Raw genomic sequence first — 13,783 nt, 5'->3', positions numbered from 1 at the left:
CGAAGCTGGCGGGCATGTCGACACCCACTCCCGAGCGCGACTGGGCGACCTACGCCCGCGAGCTCGGCACCAACATGCACCGGGCCCGCATCGCCAAGGGCGCCAGCCAGGAGCGGATCGCCCACGCGGCCGGGCTCGCGGGCTACACCTACCAGAAGTTCGAGAAGGGCGAGTCGAAGCCCGGCTCGCCCGCGAACCCCACGCTGCACACCCTCCTCGCGCTCTGCGAGGCGCTCGAGATCGAGCTGACGGACCTCCTGCCGCCCGATCCGCCGCGCACCTCACGCGGCGCCGAGTAGCCGGAGCACCGCGCCGGCCAGCCGCGACCCCGAGCTGAGATCGAGGTCGACCTCGCCGAGCCCGTCGGCCTCCAGGCGGAGCCTGTCCTCCCCCGACTCCCCCGGGCGGCACAGGGAGACGTGCACCGTCGCGCCCGCGGCCCCGTCTCGGCCCGCCCAGAGCACCACCGGGAGCGAGCTCGCCGCGGAGCGGTGCAGCCGCTCCCCCGCCGCGACCAGCTCGTCGTGCTCGCCCGCGCACCAGCGCGGGCACCCCTCGTCGTTCCTGCCGTCCATCCGCTCCTCCACGTTCCGCACCCCTCGGTCGAGGAGACCAGCCCACCAGGCGGTACCGACACCGAGGGCCCGCCGCGCCCCGATCCCGACCGGGGTGTGGACAGGAGACGGTCGTCCGCCCGTTGTGGAGGAGCGAGGACCAGGGTCCCATACGCAGGTGGTGCCGCCAGGGGTCCGGCACGAAGCACCGGCGCGGTGTCAGCGGTGGACGATCAGCCAGGTCGCGATCGCCGTGGTCGAGCCCGTGTTGACCATGCGGTGCGGCCGCTCGCACGGGAACGTGATGGCGTCGCCCGGCCCGAGGATGACCGACTCGTCCTCGAACTCGACCGTCAGCTCTCCGAGCGTCACCGTCCCCATCTCGAACCCGTCGTGGCGGAGCAGCTGCCGGTGCGCCGTCGAGGTCGAGCCCGGCGGGTAGGTCGACTCGAAGAAGTCGACGGCGTCCAGCGGACGCGGCGCCAGACGGCGGAACAGCACTCCGCCCTCGAGCGCCACGGGCGCCGACTCGCGCGCCCGGACGACCGCGGTCTCGACCGGCGCCGACGCGCCCTGGTCGAACACGGCGGACAGCGGGACCCCCAGCGCGTCCACGAGGGCGATCAGCCGGCCGACCGAGGGCTGCATGGCTCCGCGCTCGATCTGCGAGACGGCGCTCACGGAGATGCCGAGTCGCCCGGCGAGTGCCTTCAGCGACAGGCCCGCCGAGAGCCGCAGCTCCCGCAGCCGGGCGCCGAGTCCGGCCCCGTCCGCGATCGCCCGGGCGGCCGCCTCGTCGGGCGCGGTGTCGTCGGAGGGCATGGCCCGTCCCCTCTCGCGGATCGTCACACAGCCGTAACGGAGCCGAAACGAGCGGCGGCCTCCCGACTCGTAGCGTGGCCCGCGTGAAGTGATCACTTCACTCGGAACGCTCTCCGCGACGCCCCGCCTCCTCGGCCGGACGTCCCGACCACCCTGACACATCCGCTCCGTGCCGCTCTGCGCACGACCGCCCGAGAGGTGGATCCACCCATGTCCGACCGAGTCACCGCACCCCGAGTCACCGCTCCTCCCGTCGATCCGGATCCCGCCGTCGCGGCGAGCGCCGGCTACGACGACCGCCTCTCCAACGAGGACCTCGCCCCGCTCCGGAAGCAGCGCTGGTCGAGCTACAACATCTTCGCGTTCTGGATGTCGGACGTGCACAGCGTCGGCGGGTACGTGACCGCGGGCTCGCTCTTCGCGCTGGGCCTGGCCGGCTGGCAGGTCCTCGTCGCCCTGGTGGTGGGCATCGTGATCGTGCAGGTCTTCTGCAACCTCGTCGCCAAGCCCAGCCAGGTCACCGGTGTGCCCTACCCCGTCATCAACCGCGCGATCTTCGGCATCCGCGGCGCGAACATCCCGGCGATCATCCGCGGATTGATCGCGATCGCCTGGTACGGCGTGCAGACCTACCTGGCGGCGCAGTCGCTGAACATCGTCTTCCTCAAGTTCTTCCCGGGCATGGCCGCCCTGAACACGCCCGAGGCGTCGTTCCTCGGCCTCTCGGCTCTGGGCTACCTCTCCTACGCGATTCTCTGGGTCGCGCAGGCCGCGCTGTTCTGGCGGGGCATGGAGTCGATTCGCCGCTTCATCGACTGGGCGGGACCGGCGGTCTACGTGGTGATGCTCGTGCTGGCCGTCTACCTGGTGTCGCAGGCGGGCTGGGAGAACATCTCGCTCACCCTCGGCTCCGGCGAGCCGCTCGACCTCGCCGCCGCGGTGCCGGTGATGATCTCGGCCGTCGCCCTGGTCGTCTCCTACTTCTCGGGCCCGATGCTCAACTTCGGCGACTTCTCCCGGTACGCCCGCAGCTACGGCGCCGTGAAGCGCGGCAACCTGCTCGGCCTCCCGATCAACTTCCTCTTCTTCTCCCTCCTCACCGTGATCACCGCCTCGGCGACCGTGCCGGTCTTCGGCGAGCTGATCACCGACCCGATCGAGACCGTCGAGCGGATCGACACCTGGTTCGCCGTGCTCCTCGGCGGGCTCACCTTCGTCATCGCGACGATCGGCATCAACATCGTCGCCAACTTCATCTCCCCCGCGTTCGACTTCTCGAACGTCAACCCGAAGAAGATCAGCTGGCGGATGGGCGGCATGATCGCCGCCGTCGGCTCGGTGCTGCTCACCCCGTGGAACTGGTACTCGAACGACACCGCCATCCACTACACGCTCGGCATCCTCGGCGCGCTGATCGGACCGCTGTTCGGCGTCCTCATCGCGGGCTACTACCTGATCAGCCGCCAGCGCGTCTGGGTGGACGACCTCTACACGATGAGCGAGAAGGGCCGCTACTGGTTCTCGCGCGGCTTCAACCCCAACGCCGTCTGGGCGACCGTGATCGGCGGAGTCCCCTCCGTCGCCTCGGTGCTCGTGCCGCGCTGGATCGCGGAGGCGGGAGGCGCGGAGTTCACCTGGCTCGGCGACTACAGCTGGTTCCTCGGCTGCGGGCTCGGATTCGTCGCGATGGCCGTGCTCGAGCGGCGCGCGCCGCGGATCGGGCGCCTCGACGAGGACCTCGAGCACGTCAGCGACGGCTCGACCGTCTGATCCGGCCGTCACGGAGGAGGGATCCGCCCCGGCCGCTCCGCATCCCGCGGGCCGGCGGCCGGGCGGGTCCCTCCCCCTCCCGGCACCCGAACCGAGGAACCACCATGCGCATCACCGTCGTCAACCCGAACACCAGCACCGCGATGACCGCGGCGATCGGCGCGGCCGCCCGCTCCGTCGCCTCGCTCGGCACCGAGATCACGGCCGTCACCCCGCCGATGGGTCCGGCGTCGATCGAGAGCCACTACGACGAGGCGCTCGCCGTGCCCGGCGTCCTGCACGAGATCGCCCGGGCGGAGGCGGCCGGCAGCGACGGCGCGGTCATCGCGTGCTTCGGCGACCCGGGTGTCGACGCCGCGCGCGAGATCGCGAGCGGCCCGGTCGTGGGGATCGCCGAGGCCGCCATGCACATGGCCGCGCTCGTCGGCCGGGGCTTCAGCGTGGTCACCACGCTCTCGCGCACGAGCGGCCGCGCCTGGGACATCGCCCGCCGCGCCGGGTTCGGCGACGCCTGCCGCCAGGTGCGCGCCTGCGACATCCCGGTGCTCGAGCTCGACGACCCCCGCTCCGACGCCCGCCGCGCGATCCTGGCGGAGTGCGCCGAAGCGCTGGCCGTCGACGGGTCCGACTCGATCGTTCTGGGCTGCGCGGGCATGGCCGACCTGTGCCGCGACCTCTCGCGGGAGCTGGGCGTGCCCGTGATCGACGGCGTCGCCTCGGCGGTGCGCCTGGTGGAGGGGCTGGTCGCGATGGGCGTCAGCACCTCGCGGCGCGACGAGTACGCCGTGCCGCGGACGAAGGCGATGGCGGGGCTGCTCGCTCCGTTCGAGCGGGTCTGAGGCTCCGCGCCCCGTGCGGCCGAGTGTTCTGCAGGACCGCCGGCCCGGGCCCACCTGCGAGGATCGGGGGATGAGCGTCCTCCGCGATCTCGGCCTCGGTGCCCGGCTCTTCCTCCGCGGCTTCCGCACCTGGGTCCGCTCGCCGCGGGCGATGCTCCTCGGCGCGATCCCGCCCCTGATCGTCGGCCTGGTCTTCGTCGGCGTGCTGGTCCTGGCGCTCACGCGGGTGCAGGACGCGGTGACCGCGCTCACCCCGTTCGCCGGCGGCTGGGACGAGGGCACGGCTGCCACCGTCCGCCTGGTGCTCTCGATCGCGGTGGTCGGCGCCGTGCTCGCCCTCGGCGTGGTCCTCTTCGCCGCGGTGACCCTGCTGGTCGGCGACCCCTTCTACGAGCGGATCTGGCGGCGGGTCGAGGACGACCTCGGCGGCGTGCCCGACGAGCGCGAGAGCACCTTCTGGCAGGGGGTCGGCCGCGGCCTCCGCGACTCCGCCGTGCTGGTCGCCACCTCCCTCGGGATCGGCGTGGTCCTGGTGCTGCTGGGCCTGGTGCCGCTGGTCGGCTCGATCGTCGGCCTCGTCGCGGGCGCCCTGGTCGGCGGGAGGGCCCTCGCGCTCGAGCTGACCGGGTTCGCGGGCGACGCCCGGGGGCTCTCCCTCCGCGACCGCCGCCGCCTCCTCGGCGAGCACCGCGCGGTCTCGCTCGGCTTCGGCATCGCCGTCTACCTGGCGTTCCTCGTCCCCGGGGGCGCGGTCGTCGCCACCCCCGCCGCGACGGCCGGCGCGACCCTCCTGCTCCGGACCCTGCGGGGCGAGCCGACCGAGCGGCCGGCCGCCTGACACCGCTTGGCCGCCGCCCGGCTCTCCCCTAGACTCGCCGCGTGCGCACGTCGATCCGAAGCCCCTGGTGGCCCGCCTCCTAGGCGGACCGACGCGCAGACCCCTCGCACGCGACCGCCTCCTCCGGGCGGTCGTTCTGCATGTCAGGGCCCGGGTGGGGCACGACCCGATTCAAGGACCACGATGACTTCGCTCCTCTCCCGCATCCTCGCCTCCGACGGGACGCTGCCGTTCGCGGTGGTCCTCCGCCAGGGCCGCGACGCCGTCGACGTGTTCACGGGCGACGTGCTCGACGTCGAGGGCCTGGCCGACATCCCGCTCGACGGCGACGACGTGCTGACCCTCGTGCCCTACCGGCAGGTGCGCGAGCGCGGCTTCGCGGCGAAGGACGACGGAGCCCCGCTGCGCAACCTCGTGGTGCGCGAGCGCGAGAGCGTCCCCCTGGCCGAGGTGCTGCGGCTCCTGCCCGAGCGGGAGATCCCGGTCGAGGAGCGCGGCTTCGACGTGCCGGACGACGAGTACGCCGACATCGTCCGCCGGGTGATCGAGGACGAGATCGGCCGCGGCGAGGGCGCCAACTTCGTCATCAACCGCGCCTTCGTCGCGCAGACCGACGCGCCGCCCGTCGAGGCGGTCCTGGCCTGGTTCCGCCGCCTGCTCACCGACGAGTCCGGCGCGTACTGGACCTTCGCGATCCACACCCCCGGCGTCGACGGCGCGCAGACGGTCACCGCCGTCGGCGCGACCCCCGAGCGCCACGTCTCGGTGCGCGACGGCGTCGCCATGATGAACCCGATCAGCGGCACCTTCCGCCACCCCGCGGCCGGACCCACCGGGGAGGAGGTGCTCGCGTTCCTCGCCGACGTCAAGGAGAGCGAGGAGCTCTTCATGGTCGTGGACGAGGAGATGAAGATGATGAGCGCGGTCTGCCCGGACGGCGGCCGCATCCTCGGGCCGTTCCTCAAGCAGATGTCGCGGCTCAGCCACACCGAGTACCTGCTCGAGGGCCGCACCGGACTCGACGTGCGCGAGGTCCTGCGGCTGACGATGTTCGCGCCCACGGTCACCGGCTCGCCGATGGAGAACGCGTGCGCCGTGATCGCCGAGTACGAGAAGGAGCCGCGCGGCTACTACTCCGGCGTGCTCGCCCTCTTCGAGCCGGAGGAGCACGGCTACACGGTCGACGCCCCCATCCTCATCCGCACCGCCTACCTCCGCGCGGACGGCCGCCTCACCGTGCCGGCCGGCGCGACGCTCGTGCGCCACTCCACCCCCGAGGGCGAGGTCGCCGAGACGCGGGCGAAGGCGTCGGGCGTCCTCTCCGCCCTGGGCCTGCTGCCGCACCGCGAGGTGCCGCCGGCCCTCGACCTGAACGCGCAGCCGGGCGTGCAGGAGGCGCTCGAGGCGCGCAACGAGCGGCTCGCCTCGTTCTGGCTCCGACCCCAGGGTCCCGAGCACATCGCCGGCCTCGCCGGGCACACCGCGCTGATCGTCGACAACGAGGACCAGTTCACGACGATGCTCGCCCACCAGCTGCGCCACCTCGGGATGGACGCCCGGGTCGAGCGCTGGTCGGAGGTCGCCGACGTGCTGAGCGACGACCTCGTCGTCTTCGGCCCGGGCCCGGGCGACCCCCGCGACGACTCCGAGCCGCGGATCGCGCACCTGCGCTCGCTGATGACCGCGCGGCTCGAGGCCGAGCGGCCGATGCTCGCCGTCTGCCTCAGCCACCAGATGCTGTCGCTGCTGGCGGGCCTCCCGGTCGAGCCGCTGCCCGCGCCCCGCCAGGGCGTGCGCCTGGCGGTGGACGTGTTCGGCGAGGACGCCGCGATCGGCTTCTACAACACCTTCTCCTCCGTCGCCCCCGGCGTCGCGCGCACGCCCCGGCTGGGGCTCGAGGTGTCGGTCGACCCGGAGACGGGAGTGGTCAACGCCCTCCGCGGCGAGCACGTCGCGTCGGTGCAGGGGCACCTGGAGTCGGTGCTCTCCTCCGACGGCCTGCGCACCCTGGAGCGGCTGGTCCGCACCGCGACCGCTCAGCCCGCGCGCGCATGAGCGGCCTGCGGCTGATCGCGTCGCCCGCCTACCCGGCCGAGCTGCAGGAGGCGGTGGCCGCCGCCGTGCGCGCGGCGGCCGAGGCGGCGCGCGGCTGGTACGGGCGCGGCGACAAGATCGCGGCGGACGAGGCGTCGGTCGCGGCGATGCGCGCCGTGCTGGCCGACGCTCCGTTCGACGGCGTCGTCGTGATCGGCGAGGGCGAGAAGGACGAGGCCCCGATGCTCGCGAACGGCGAGCGCCTCGGCCGCGCCTCCGCTCCCTCCTGCGACGTGGCGGTCGATCCGCTCGACGGCACCCGACTCACGGCGGAGGGGCTCCCCGGCTCGGTGAGCGTGATCGCGCTCGCCCCGCGCGGCACGCTGTTCGACCCGCGCAACGTGTTCTACATGGACAAGCTGGTCTGCTCTGCAGCGGGCCGGGGCGCCGTCTCGCTCGACCTCCCTCCCGCCGAGAACGCCGCACGGCTGGCGGCGGCGCTCGGGAAGCCCGTCGCGGAGCTGGTCGTCGTCGTGCTCGACAAGCCGCGTCACTCCGGGCTCATCGCGGCTCTGCGCGCGGCCGGGGTCGCGCTCGAGCTGCGCGGCGAGGGCGACGTGTCGGTCGCGATCGAGGCGGCCGATCCCGCGGGCCGCGTCGACCTCGTCCTCGGCATCGGCGGCACCCCGGAGGGAGTGGTCGCCGCGTGCGCCGTCCGCGCCCTCGGCGGGGTGATGGAGGGGCGCCTCGCCCCCCAGACCGCACCGGAGCGCGCCAACGCCCTGGCCGCCGGCCACGACCTCGACCGCCTGCTGACCCTGGAGGACCTGGTCTCCTCGGACGACGTGCTCTTCGCGGGCTGCGCGGTCTGAGACCTCGCCCGGCAGCGGGCGCGGCCCGCCCCGCTCCGGAGCCGGAGCGGGGGTGACGGATGTCACGGCACCTCGGTGACAGAGGAGCGAGGCACTGCGGCGACCCTCTCGACAGGCTGAGGGCATGACCTCGACCGACCTCGCCGTGCAGGCGACCGCCCTCACCAAGAGCTTCGGCTCCGTCGCCGCCGTCGCCGGAGTGGACCTCACCGTCCGGCCCGGCGAGATCGTCGCCTTCCTCGGTCCCAACGGCGCGGGCAAGACCACGACCCTCGACATGCTCCTGGGCCTCTCGGCCCCTGACACCGGCGAGGTCACGGTGTTCGGACGCTCGCCGCGCACGGCGATCGCGCACGGGCTCGTCTCGGCCGTCCTGCAGACCGGCGGCCTGCTGAAGGACCTCAGCGTCCACGAGACACTGGAGCTGACCGCGAGCCTCTTCGCGGACACCCGGCCGATCGACGAGGTGCTGGAGCGCGCGGGGATCGCCGACCTCGCCTCCCGCCGCGTGGGACTGTGCTCCGGCGGTCAGCAGCAGCGGCTCCGGTTCGCGATGGCGCTGCTGTCGGACCCCGGCCTGCTCCTGCTCGACGAGCCGACCACCGGCATGGACGTCGAGGGGCGCCGCGCGTTCTGGCAGGCCATCCGCACCGACGCGGCGCGCGGGCGCACCGTCCTCTTCGCCACGCACTACCTCGAGGAGGCGGACGAGTACGCCGACCGCATCGTCCTGATGAGCCGAGGCCGGATCGTCGCCGACGGGACCACGAGCAGCATCAAGAACCTCGTCTCCGGCCGGATCGTCCACGCGACCCTGCCCGGCGCCGACCTCGCCGCCCTCGCCGCGCTCCCCCAGGTCTCCAGCGTCGAGGCCCAGGGCGACCGGATCACGGTGCACACCGACGACTCCGACGCCCTCGCCCGCCACCTGCTCACCCGCACCGGTGCCCGCGACGTCGAGATCACCGCCCAGAACCTCGAGAGCGTCTTCCTCGCCCTCACCTCCGAAGGAGCCTCCGCATGACCGCCACGACCCCCGCCGCCGACCGCGTCCGCCTCGACCGCCGCTCGCCGGCGCTCGGCGGCTTCACCACGACCTACCTGCGCATCGAGATCCTGCGGCGGCTGCGGAACCGGCGGACCCTCTTCTTCACCCTCCTCTTCCCGGTCCTGATGTTCTTCATCGTCGGGTACCCGCTCCGCGACGAGCCGCTGACCGCGACTCCGATCGCGGCGGGCGGCGTCTCGATCGCGGCCTTCATCATGGTGTCGATGGCGATGTACGGAGCGATGATGTCGGCCACGCAGACCGGGGCGGCCGTCGCCGTGGAGCGCGCGCAGGGCTGGAGCCGGCAGCTGCGGCTCACCCCGCTGAACCCCGTGGTCAACGTTCTGATCAAGATGATCGCCGGGATGGCGCTGGGCCTGCTCGCCGTCGTCGCCACCTATGCGGTCGGCGCCGCCAGCGGCATCGAGCTCTCGGCGGTGCAGTGGGTCGCGACCGGACTGACGGGCTGGCTGCTCGCGAGCGCCGTCTTCACGACGCTCGGCCTCATGGTGGGCTACATGGTGCCGGGCGAGAACGCGGCACAGATCACGAGCCTGGTCATCGTGGTCCTCGCGTTCCTGGGCGGCCTCTTCTACCCGGTGAGCAGCATGCCCGGATTCCTGCAGAGCATCGCCGCCCTGACGCCGGTCTACGGGATCAGCGAGCTCGCGCGAGCGCCGCTGACCGGCGAGGGGTTCGACCTCGGCGCTCTGGTCGACGCACTCGTGTGGCTCGGTCTGCTCCTCGGCGGGACGGTGTTCTTCTTCCGCCGCGACACGAAGCGGGTGTGACGGATGCGCCACCGCGGTCGGCTCCGTCCTAGGGTGAGCGCGTGAGCAGCACCACCGCCTCCGGGCACGGCGAGACAGGGTGGCCGATCCGCCCGGCCGCGGCGGGCGCCGACCCGGGAGCGACCCTGCGCACGGCTCTCTGGACCCCGCGTGCGCTGCGCTGGTACGCGGGAGCGGTCTTCTCGCTCTTCTGGGTGTACTCGACCGTGCCGTCGGTCCTCGACGATCCGGAGTGGCCCCGCCGCGTCGTCGGCGTCGCCCTCATCGCCGCTTTCAGCGCCGGATTCCTCGTCGCACCGCCGCTCGCCTGGACCCTCGCGACGCGGGGCCGGCTGCTGATCTGCCTCGGACTGCTCGCCTTCTCCTTCACCCTCCTCCCCTGGCTCGGGCGGGACGTGACGGGGCTCTGGACCTACGTCGGAGTCCTGGTCGGCATGTGCGTGTTCACCTGGCGCCTCACGGCCACCCTGATCGGAGCCCTCGCCTCCGTGACGCTCGCCGTCCGCCTCGAGAGCGACGGCGTCACCGAGACCGCCTTCGTGGTGCCGGTGATCATCCTCTCCATCTCCCTGATGATGGCCACCTTCGCGCGCACGATCGCCACCGTCAACCAGCTCCGCGACACCCGCGCCGAGCTGGAGGTCCTGACGGCCGAGCGCGAGCGGAGCCGGGTCGCCCGCGACATCCACGACATCCTGGGCCATTCGCTGACGGTGATCACCGTGAAGTCGGAGCTGGCCGGGCGCCTCCTCGACGCCGACCCGGAGCGGGCGCGGGCCGAGATCGCGGACGTGGAGTCGCTCGCGCGGGGCGCTCTCGCCGACGTCCGCGCGACCGTGTCCGGCTTCCGGGCCACGACCGCGAGCGGAGCGCTGGCCGCCGCGCGCGGCGCTCTCGCCGCGGCGGGGATCTCCGCCGACCTGCCCTCCTCCACCGACACCGTGCTCCCGCAGCATCGCGAGCTGGTGGGGTGGGTGATCCGCGAAGGAGCGACGAACGTCGTCCGCCATTCGAGCGCCTCGCGCTGCCGGATCCGCCTCACCGCCTGCGAGGTCGAGATCGCGGACGACGGAGTGGGACCGCAGCCGGGAGCAGCGGGTTCGACCGGACTGGCCGGGCTCCGCGAGCGGGTCGAGGCAGCGGGCGGCCGGCTCTCGGTCGGGACGAGCGAGCTCGGGGGCTTCCGCCTGGCGGCTACCCTCCCCGGAGGCGGACGGTGAGCGCTCTGCGCCTCCTGATCGCCGACGACCAGGCGCTGGTGCGGGGCGCACTCGCCGCCCTGCTCTCGCTGGAGTCCGACATCGACGTGGTGGCGGAGGTCGGCCGCGGGGACGAGGTGGTCGCCGCGGCGCTCGCCTCGACGCCGGACGTCGCGCTGCTGGACATCGAGATGCCGGGGCTGGACGGGATCGCCGCCGCCGCGCTCCTCCGCGAGGCGCTGCCGGCCTGCCGCGTGCTGATCGTGACGACCTTCGGCCGTCCCGGCTACCTCAGCCGCGCGATGCAGGCGGGGGCGTCGGGCTTCGTGGTCAAGGACACGCCCTCGGCTCAGCTGGCGGACGCCGTGCGGAGGGTCGGGCAGGGGCTGCGCGTGGTCGATCCCGCGCTCGCTGCGGAGTCGCTGGCGCAGGGAGGCACGCCCCTGACCGACCGGGAGGCCGACGTGCTCGCCGCCGCGCGCACCGGAGGCTCGATCGCCGATCTCGCCCGGATGCTGCACCTCTCGCCGGGGACCGTGCGGAACCACCTCTCGGCGGTGATCGGCAAGACGGGCGCCCGCAACCGGGCCGACGCCCTCCGGATCGCGGAGCGCAACGGCTGGCTCTGAGAGTCCGGCCCGGCGGCACGATCACGGCGCTCCGCTCCGGAGCCGACCGCAGCGGAGCGCGACAGGAACGCCGAAGGCCCCGGTTCGACGCGCGAACCGGGGCCTTCTCGCTGTAGCGGGAGCGGGACTTGAACCCGCGACACCACGATTATGAGCCGTGTGCTCTAACCACCTGAGCTACCCCGCCGCGCGTTCTTCGCAGGTCTGGCCTGCGGGGAACGGAGCCCCCTGTGGGAATCGGACCCACTACCTCTTCCTTACCAAGGAAGTGCTCTACCAATGAGCTAAGGGGGCGCACCTGCGGGTCTGACAGCCCCTCTCGGGGCGTGCCCGCGATTTGGCACCGTTAGACGATAGCACCTCCGCGGAGCGTCGATGACCGCGGGGGGCGCGCCCCCGCGGCCGCCCGTCTGCGGCTACGCCCGGCTCGCCTCGTCGAGCGCGGCGAGCTCCTCGGCGCTCAGCTCGAGGGAGGCCGAGGCGATCAGCGCCGGCAGCTGCTCCATCACGCGGGCGCTGGCGATCGGCGCGACCACTCCGGGCTGCGAGCGGAGCCAGGCGAGCGCCACCGTCGCCACCTCGGCGCCGTGCGCCTCCGCCGCCGCATCGAGCGCCGCCAGCACCCGGCGGCCGCGACCGTCGAGGTAGCGGGAGGCACCGTCGGCGCGCGGGCCCTCGGGCGTCGATCCGTCGCGGTACTTGCCGGTCAGGAAGCCCGACGCCAGGGCGGAGTAGGGGACGACGGCCAGCCCCGCCTCGCGGGCGAGGGGCAGCAGGTCGGCCTCGATCCCGCGCTCCACGAGGTTGTAGTGCGGCTGCAGCGCGACGGGCGCGTGCAGGCCCTCCTCGCCCGCGATGCGCAGCCACTCCGCGACGCGCTCGGCGCTGAAGTTCGACACTCCGATCGCGCGGACCAGGCCCTGGTCCACGAGCTCCGAGAACACGGCGGCGATGTCGGCCATCGGCACGGCCTCGTCGTCGAAGTGGGCGTAGTAGAGGTCGATCCGGTCGGTCGCGAGGCGCTCGAGGGAGGCGCGGGCGGCCGCGCGCACGATGTCGGGCGCGAGGCCGGTGAACTGCGGGTGGCGGCCAGCCTTCGTCGCGATCACCACGTCGTCCCGGTCCCCCGAGCGCTGCGCGAGCCACTCGCCGATGATCGTCTCGGACTCGCCGCCCGTGTTGCCCGGGACCCAGGCGGAGTAGGCGTCGGCGGTGTCGATGAAGTCGCCGCCCGCAGCCGTGTAGCCGTCGAGGACGTCGAAGGAGGTCTGCCGCCCCGCGGTCCAGCCGAAGACGTTGCCGCCGAGCGAGAGCGGGAAGACGTCGATGCCGGAGTCGCCGAGCGGCGAGCGGGTGACGGAGGAGGATGCTGCGCTGTCGATGCTCATCCCCCGATTCAAGACCCGCTCCCCGCCGTGATCGATCCCCCTCCCGCGCATGCGCGGCAAGGACTCAGGCTCTCAGCGCCGCGGGTAGTCGGCGTAGGCGAAGCGCGTCGAGTCCGGCGCCCAGCCGGAGACGTTGATCGTCCCCTGCCCGCCGTGGAGGCGCTCCAGCACGCGGCCGGGCTCGAGCGTCGCGCGCCCGGGGAGGTCGAGCAGCCGCAGCTCGACGTCGACGTTCTCGGGGTGCCCGGCTGTCCCCTCCGGATAGGCGAGGTAGAGCAGGTGCGCGCCGTCGGGCGACTCGTGCGGGAACCAGTCGACCGTGTCCGACTCGACCAGGCGGGAGAGCGCGGAGCCGTCGAGGCCGATCCGGAACAGCTGCGCACCTCCTCCGGCCCGCTCGGAGTTGAAGACGAGGGTGCGGCCGTCGGCCGAGGCGTCGACGCCGTCGTCCGCCGGCTCGTCGTCGGTCAGGGCGGTGAGCGCGCCTCCTCCGGCCGGCATCGTGTACACGTCGGTCCGCCACCGCCCGGAGGCGTCGCCGCCGCCGATCAGCGCGAGGGTCGCGCCGTCGGGCGAGACGCCGTGCAGGTAGTGCTTGAAGCGCGCGCCCTCGCGCTCGGCGGTCAGGCGGCGGGCGGGGGCGGAGCCGTCGAGCTCGACCGCGTACAGGTGCCCGTCGCGCGCCGAGACGTAGGCGAGCCCGCCGGACGCGGCGAGCACGTGGTCGTTGTTGAGCTCGGCAGGCACCCCGTCGAGCGGGATCGGCTCGAGCACGGGCGTCCCCTCGAGCGGCAGTCGGAAGAGGCCGCCGTCGCCGTTCACGATCAGGGCGGAGCCGTCCGGAGTCCAGTTCGGCGCCTCCACGAGGACGGAGTCGGACTCGAAGACGGTCGTCGACTCCCCCGTCGCGAGGTCGTGGACGCGGAGTCGGCAGAGCTGGTCGGGGAGGAGCGAGCGGGCCATGCTCCCCACGGTAGGGCCCTGGCGGATCACGACGGG

General features: G+C 73.4%; 14 protein-coding genes and 2 tRNA genes. 10 read left to right on the top strand and 6 right to left on the bottom strand.

Annotated elements, in window-relative coordinates; genetic code table 11:
- The first annotated feature begins 14 nt into the window (after positions 1 to 14).
- Positions 15 to 299, top strand: a complete 285-nt coding sequence (locus C5C69_RS01820; RefSeq protein WP_104223625.1) for a helix-turn-helix domain-containing protein — start codon at positions 15 to 17, stop codon at positions 297 to 299.
- Here the strand turns inward: C5C69_RS01820 and C5C69_RS01815 are convergent.
- Both C5C69_RS01815 and C5C69_RS01810 read right to left on the bottom strand, forming a co-directional pair.
- Positions 282 to 575, bottom strand: coding sequence for a DUF6907 domain-containing protein (locus C5C69_RS01815; RefSeq protein WP_104254833.1), 294 nt, complete (start codon positions 573 to 575; stop codon positions 282 to 284). The two genes, C5C69_RS01820 and C5C69_RS01815, sit on opposite strands and share 18 nt — an antisense overlap.
- A 198-nt stretch (positions 576 to 773) precedes the next feature.
- On the bottom strand, positions 774 to 1,376 hold the full coding sequence (locus tag C5C69_RS01810; RefSeq protein ID WP_104223623.1) for a helix-turn-helix domain-containing protein: 603 nt from the start codon (positions 1,374 to 1,376) through the stop codon (positions 774 to 776).
- A 210-nt stretch (positions 1,377 to 1,586) separates the two neighbouring features.
- On the opposite strand from C5C69_RS01810, the gene C5C69_RS01805 reads away from it, so the two are divergent.
- The 9 genes from C5C69_RS01805 to C5C69_RS01765 all read left to right on the top strand — a co-directional run bounded on the left by C5C69_RS01805 (position 1,587) and on the right by C5C69_RS01765 (position 11,396).
- A complete protein-coding gene (locus C5C69_RS01805; RefSeq protein WP_104257178.1) occupies positions 1,587 to 3,146 on the top strand; it encodes an NCS1 family nucleobase:cation symporter-1 in 1,560 nt (519 codons plus the stop codon).
- 104 nt (positions 3,147 to 3,250) lie between these two features.
- Positions 3,251 to 3,985, top strand: a complete 735-nt coding sequence (locus tag C5C69_RS01800) for an aspartate/glutamate racemase family protein (RefSeq protein WP_104257177.1) — start codon at positions 3,251 to 3,253, stop codon at positions 3,983 to 3,985.
- 70 nt (positions 3,986 to 4,055) lie between these two features.
- Complete coding sequence (locus C5C69_RS01795; protein ID WP_104257176.1) at positions 4,056 to 4,823, top strand: EI24 domain-containing protein; 768 nt, start codon at positions 4,056 to 4,058, stop codon at positions 4,821 to 4,823.
- A gap of 183 nt (positions 4,824 to 5,006) precedes the next feature.
- On the top strand, positions 5,007 to 6,878 hold the full coding sequence (locus C5C69_RS01790) for an anthranilate synthase family protein (RefSeq protein WP_104257175.1): 1,872 nt from the start codon (positions 5,007 to 5,009) through the stop codon (positions 6,876 to 6,878).
- Positions 6,875 to 7,729 (top strand): fructose-bisphosphatase class II family protein, encoded by an 855-nt coding sequence (locus tag C5C69_RS01785; RefSeq protein ID WP_104257174.1) that lies wholly within the window; start codon positions 6,875 to 6,877, stop codon positions 7,727 to 7,729. The genes C5C69_RS01790 and C5C69_RS01785 overlap by 4 nt, the downstream gene beginning before the upstream one ends.
- Positions 7,730 to 7,853: 124 nt before the next feature.
- Positions 7,854 to 8,753, top strand: coding sequence for an ABC transporter ATP-binding protein (locus C5C69_RS01780; RefSeq protein WP_104257173.1), 900 nt, complete (start codon positions 7,854 to 7,856; stop codon positions 8,751 to 8,753).
- The gene (locus tag C5C69_RS01775; RefSeq protein ID WP_104238293.1) at positions 8,750 to 9,568 is read left to right on the top strand and encodes an ABC transporter permease; all 819 of its coding nucleotides are present in this window, start codon (positions 8,750 to 8,752) and stop codon (positions 9,566 to 9,568) included. The genes C5C69_RS01780 and C5C69_RS01775 overlap by 4 nt, the downstream gene beginning before the upstream one ends.
- A gap of 41 nt (positions 9,569 to 9,609) precedes the next feature.
- The gene (locus C5C69_RS01770; RefSeq protein ID WP_258059741.1) at positions 9,610 to 10,788 is read left to right on the top strand and encodes a sensor histidine kinase; all 1,179 of its coding nucleotides are present in this window, start codon (positions 9,610 to 9,612) and stop codon (positions 10,786 to 10,788) included.
- The gene (locus C5C69_RS01765; RefSeq protein WP_181067973.1) at positions 10,785 to 11,396 is read left to right on the top strand and encodes a response regulator; all 612 of its coding nucleotides are present in this window, start codon (positions 10,785 to 10,787) and stop codon (positions 11,394 to 11,396) included. Before C5C69_RS01770 ends, C5C69_RS01765 begins: the two co-directional genes overlap by 4 nt.
- A 113-nt stretch (positions 11,397 to 11,509) precedes the next feature.
- Here the strand turns inward: C5C69_RS01765 and C5C69_RS01760 are convergent.
- The 4 genes from C5C69_RS01760 to C5C69_RS01745 all read right to left on the bottom strand — a co-directional run bounded on the left by C5C69_RS01760 (position 11,510) and on the right by C5C69_RS01745 (position 13,747).
- A tRNA-Met gene (locus tag C5C69_RS01760) sits at positions 11,510 to 11,583 on the bottom strand.
- Between the two features lie 35 nt (positions 11,584 to 11,618).
- A tRNA-Thr gene (locus tag C5C69_RS01755) sits at positions 11,619 to 11,690 on the bottom strand.
- 122 nt (positions 11,691 to 11,812) lie between these two features.
- Positions 11,813 to 12,784 carry an aldo/keto reductase gene (locus C5C69_RS01750; protein ID WP_104257172.1) on the bottom strand — a complete coding sequence of 324 codons (972 nt, stop codon included), beginning with the start codon at positions 12,782 to 12,784 and terminating at the stop codon, positions 11,813 to 11,815.
- Between the two features lie 72 nt (positions 12,785 to 12,856).
- The gene (locus C5C69_RS01745) at positions 12,857 to 13,747 is read right to left on the bottom strand and encodes a PD40 domain-containing protein (RefSeq protein WP_104257171.1); all 891 of its coding nucleotides are present in this window, start codon (positions 13,745 to 13,747) and stop codon (positions 12,857 to 12,859) included.
- Between the last annotated feature and the right edge of the window lie 36 nt (positions 13,748 to 13,783).

The organism is Rathayibacter sp. AY1C7, from assembly GCF_002931865.1.
Classification (GTDB): Bacteria; Actinomycetota; Actinomycetes; order Actinomycetales; family Microbacteriaceae; genus Rathayibacter.
This window is presented reverse-complemented; position numbering and strand designations above follow the sequence as displayed.

Coding starts and splice junctions, on each gene's coding strand:
- C5C69_RS01745 (WP_104257171.1), bottom strand. CDS start 13,747: ATGGCCCGCTCGCTCCTCCCCGACCAGCTCTGCCGACTCCGCGTCCAC.
- C5C69_RS01785 (WP_104257174.1), top strand. CDS start 6,875: ATGAGCGGCCTGCGGCTGATCGCGTCGCCCGCCTACCCGGCCGAGCTG.
- C5C69_RS01805 (WP_104257178.1), top strand. CDS start 1,587: ATGTCCGACCGAGTCACCGCACCCCGAGTCACCGCTCCTCCCGTCGAT.
- C5C69_RS01790 (WP_104257175.1), top strand. CDS start 5,007: ATGACTTCGCTCCTCTCCCGCATCCTCGCCTCCGACGGGACGCTGCCG.
- C5C69_RS01780 (WP_104257173.1), top strand. CDS start 7,854: ATGACCTCGACCGACCTCGCCGTGCAGGCGACCGCCCTCACCAAGAGC.
- C5C69_RS01820 (WP_104223625.1), top strand. CDS start 15: ATGTCGACACCCACTCCCGAGCGCGACTGGGCGACCTACGCCCGCGAG.
- C5C69_RS01800 (WP_104257177.1), top strand. CDS start 3,251: ATGCGCATCACCGTCGTCAACCCGAACACCAGCACCGCGATGACCGCG.
- C5C69_RS01810 (WP_104223623.1), bottom strand. CDS start 1,376: ATGCCCTCCGACGACACCGCGCCCGACGAGGCGGCCGCCCGGGCGATC.
- C5C69_RS01815 (WP_104254833.1), bottom strand. CDS start 575: ATGGACGGCAGGAACGACGAGGGGTGCCCGCGCTGGTGCGCGGGCGAG.
- C5C69_RS01795 (WP_104257176.1), top strand. CDS start 4,056: ATGAGCGTCCTCCGCGATCTCGGCCTCGGTGCCCGGCTCTTCCTCCGC.
- C5C69_RS01775 (WP_104238293.1), top strand. CDS start 8,750: ATGACCGCCACGACCCCCGCCGCCGACCGCGTCCGCCTCGACCGCCGC.
- C5C69_RS01750 (WP_104257172.1), bottom strand. CDS start 12,784: ATGAGCATCGACAGCGCAGCATCCTCCTCCGTCACCCGCTCGCCGCTC.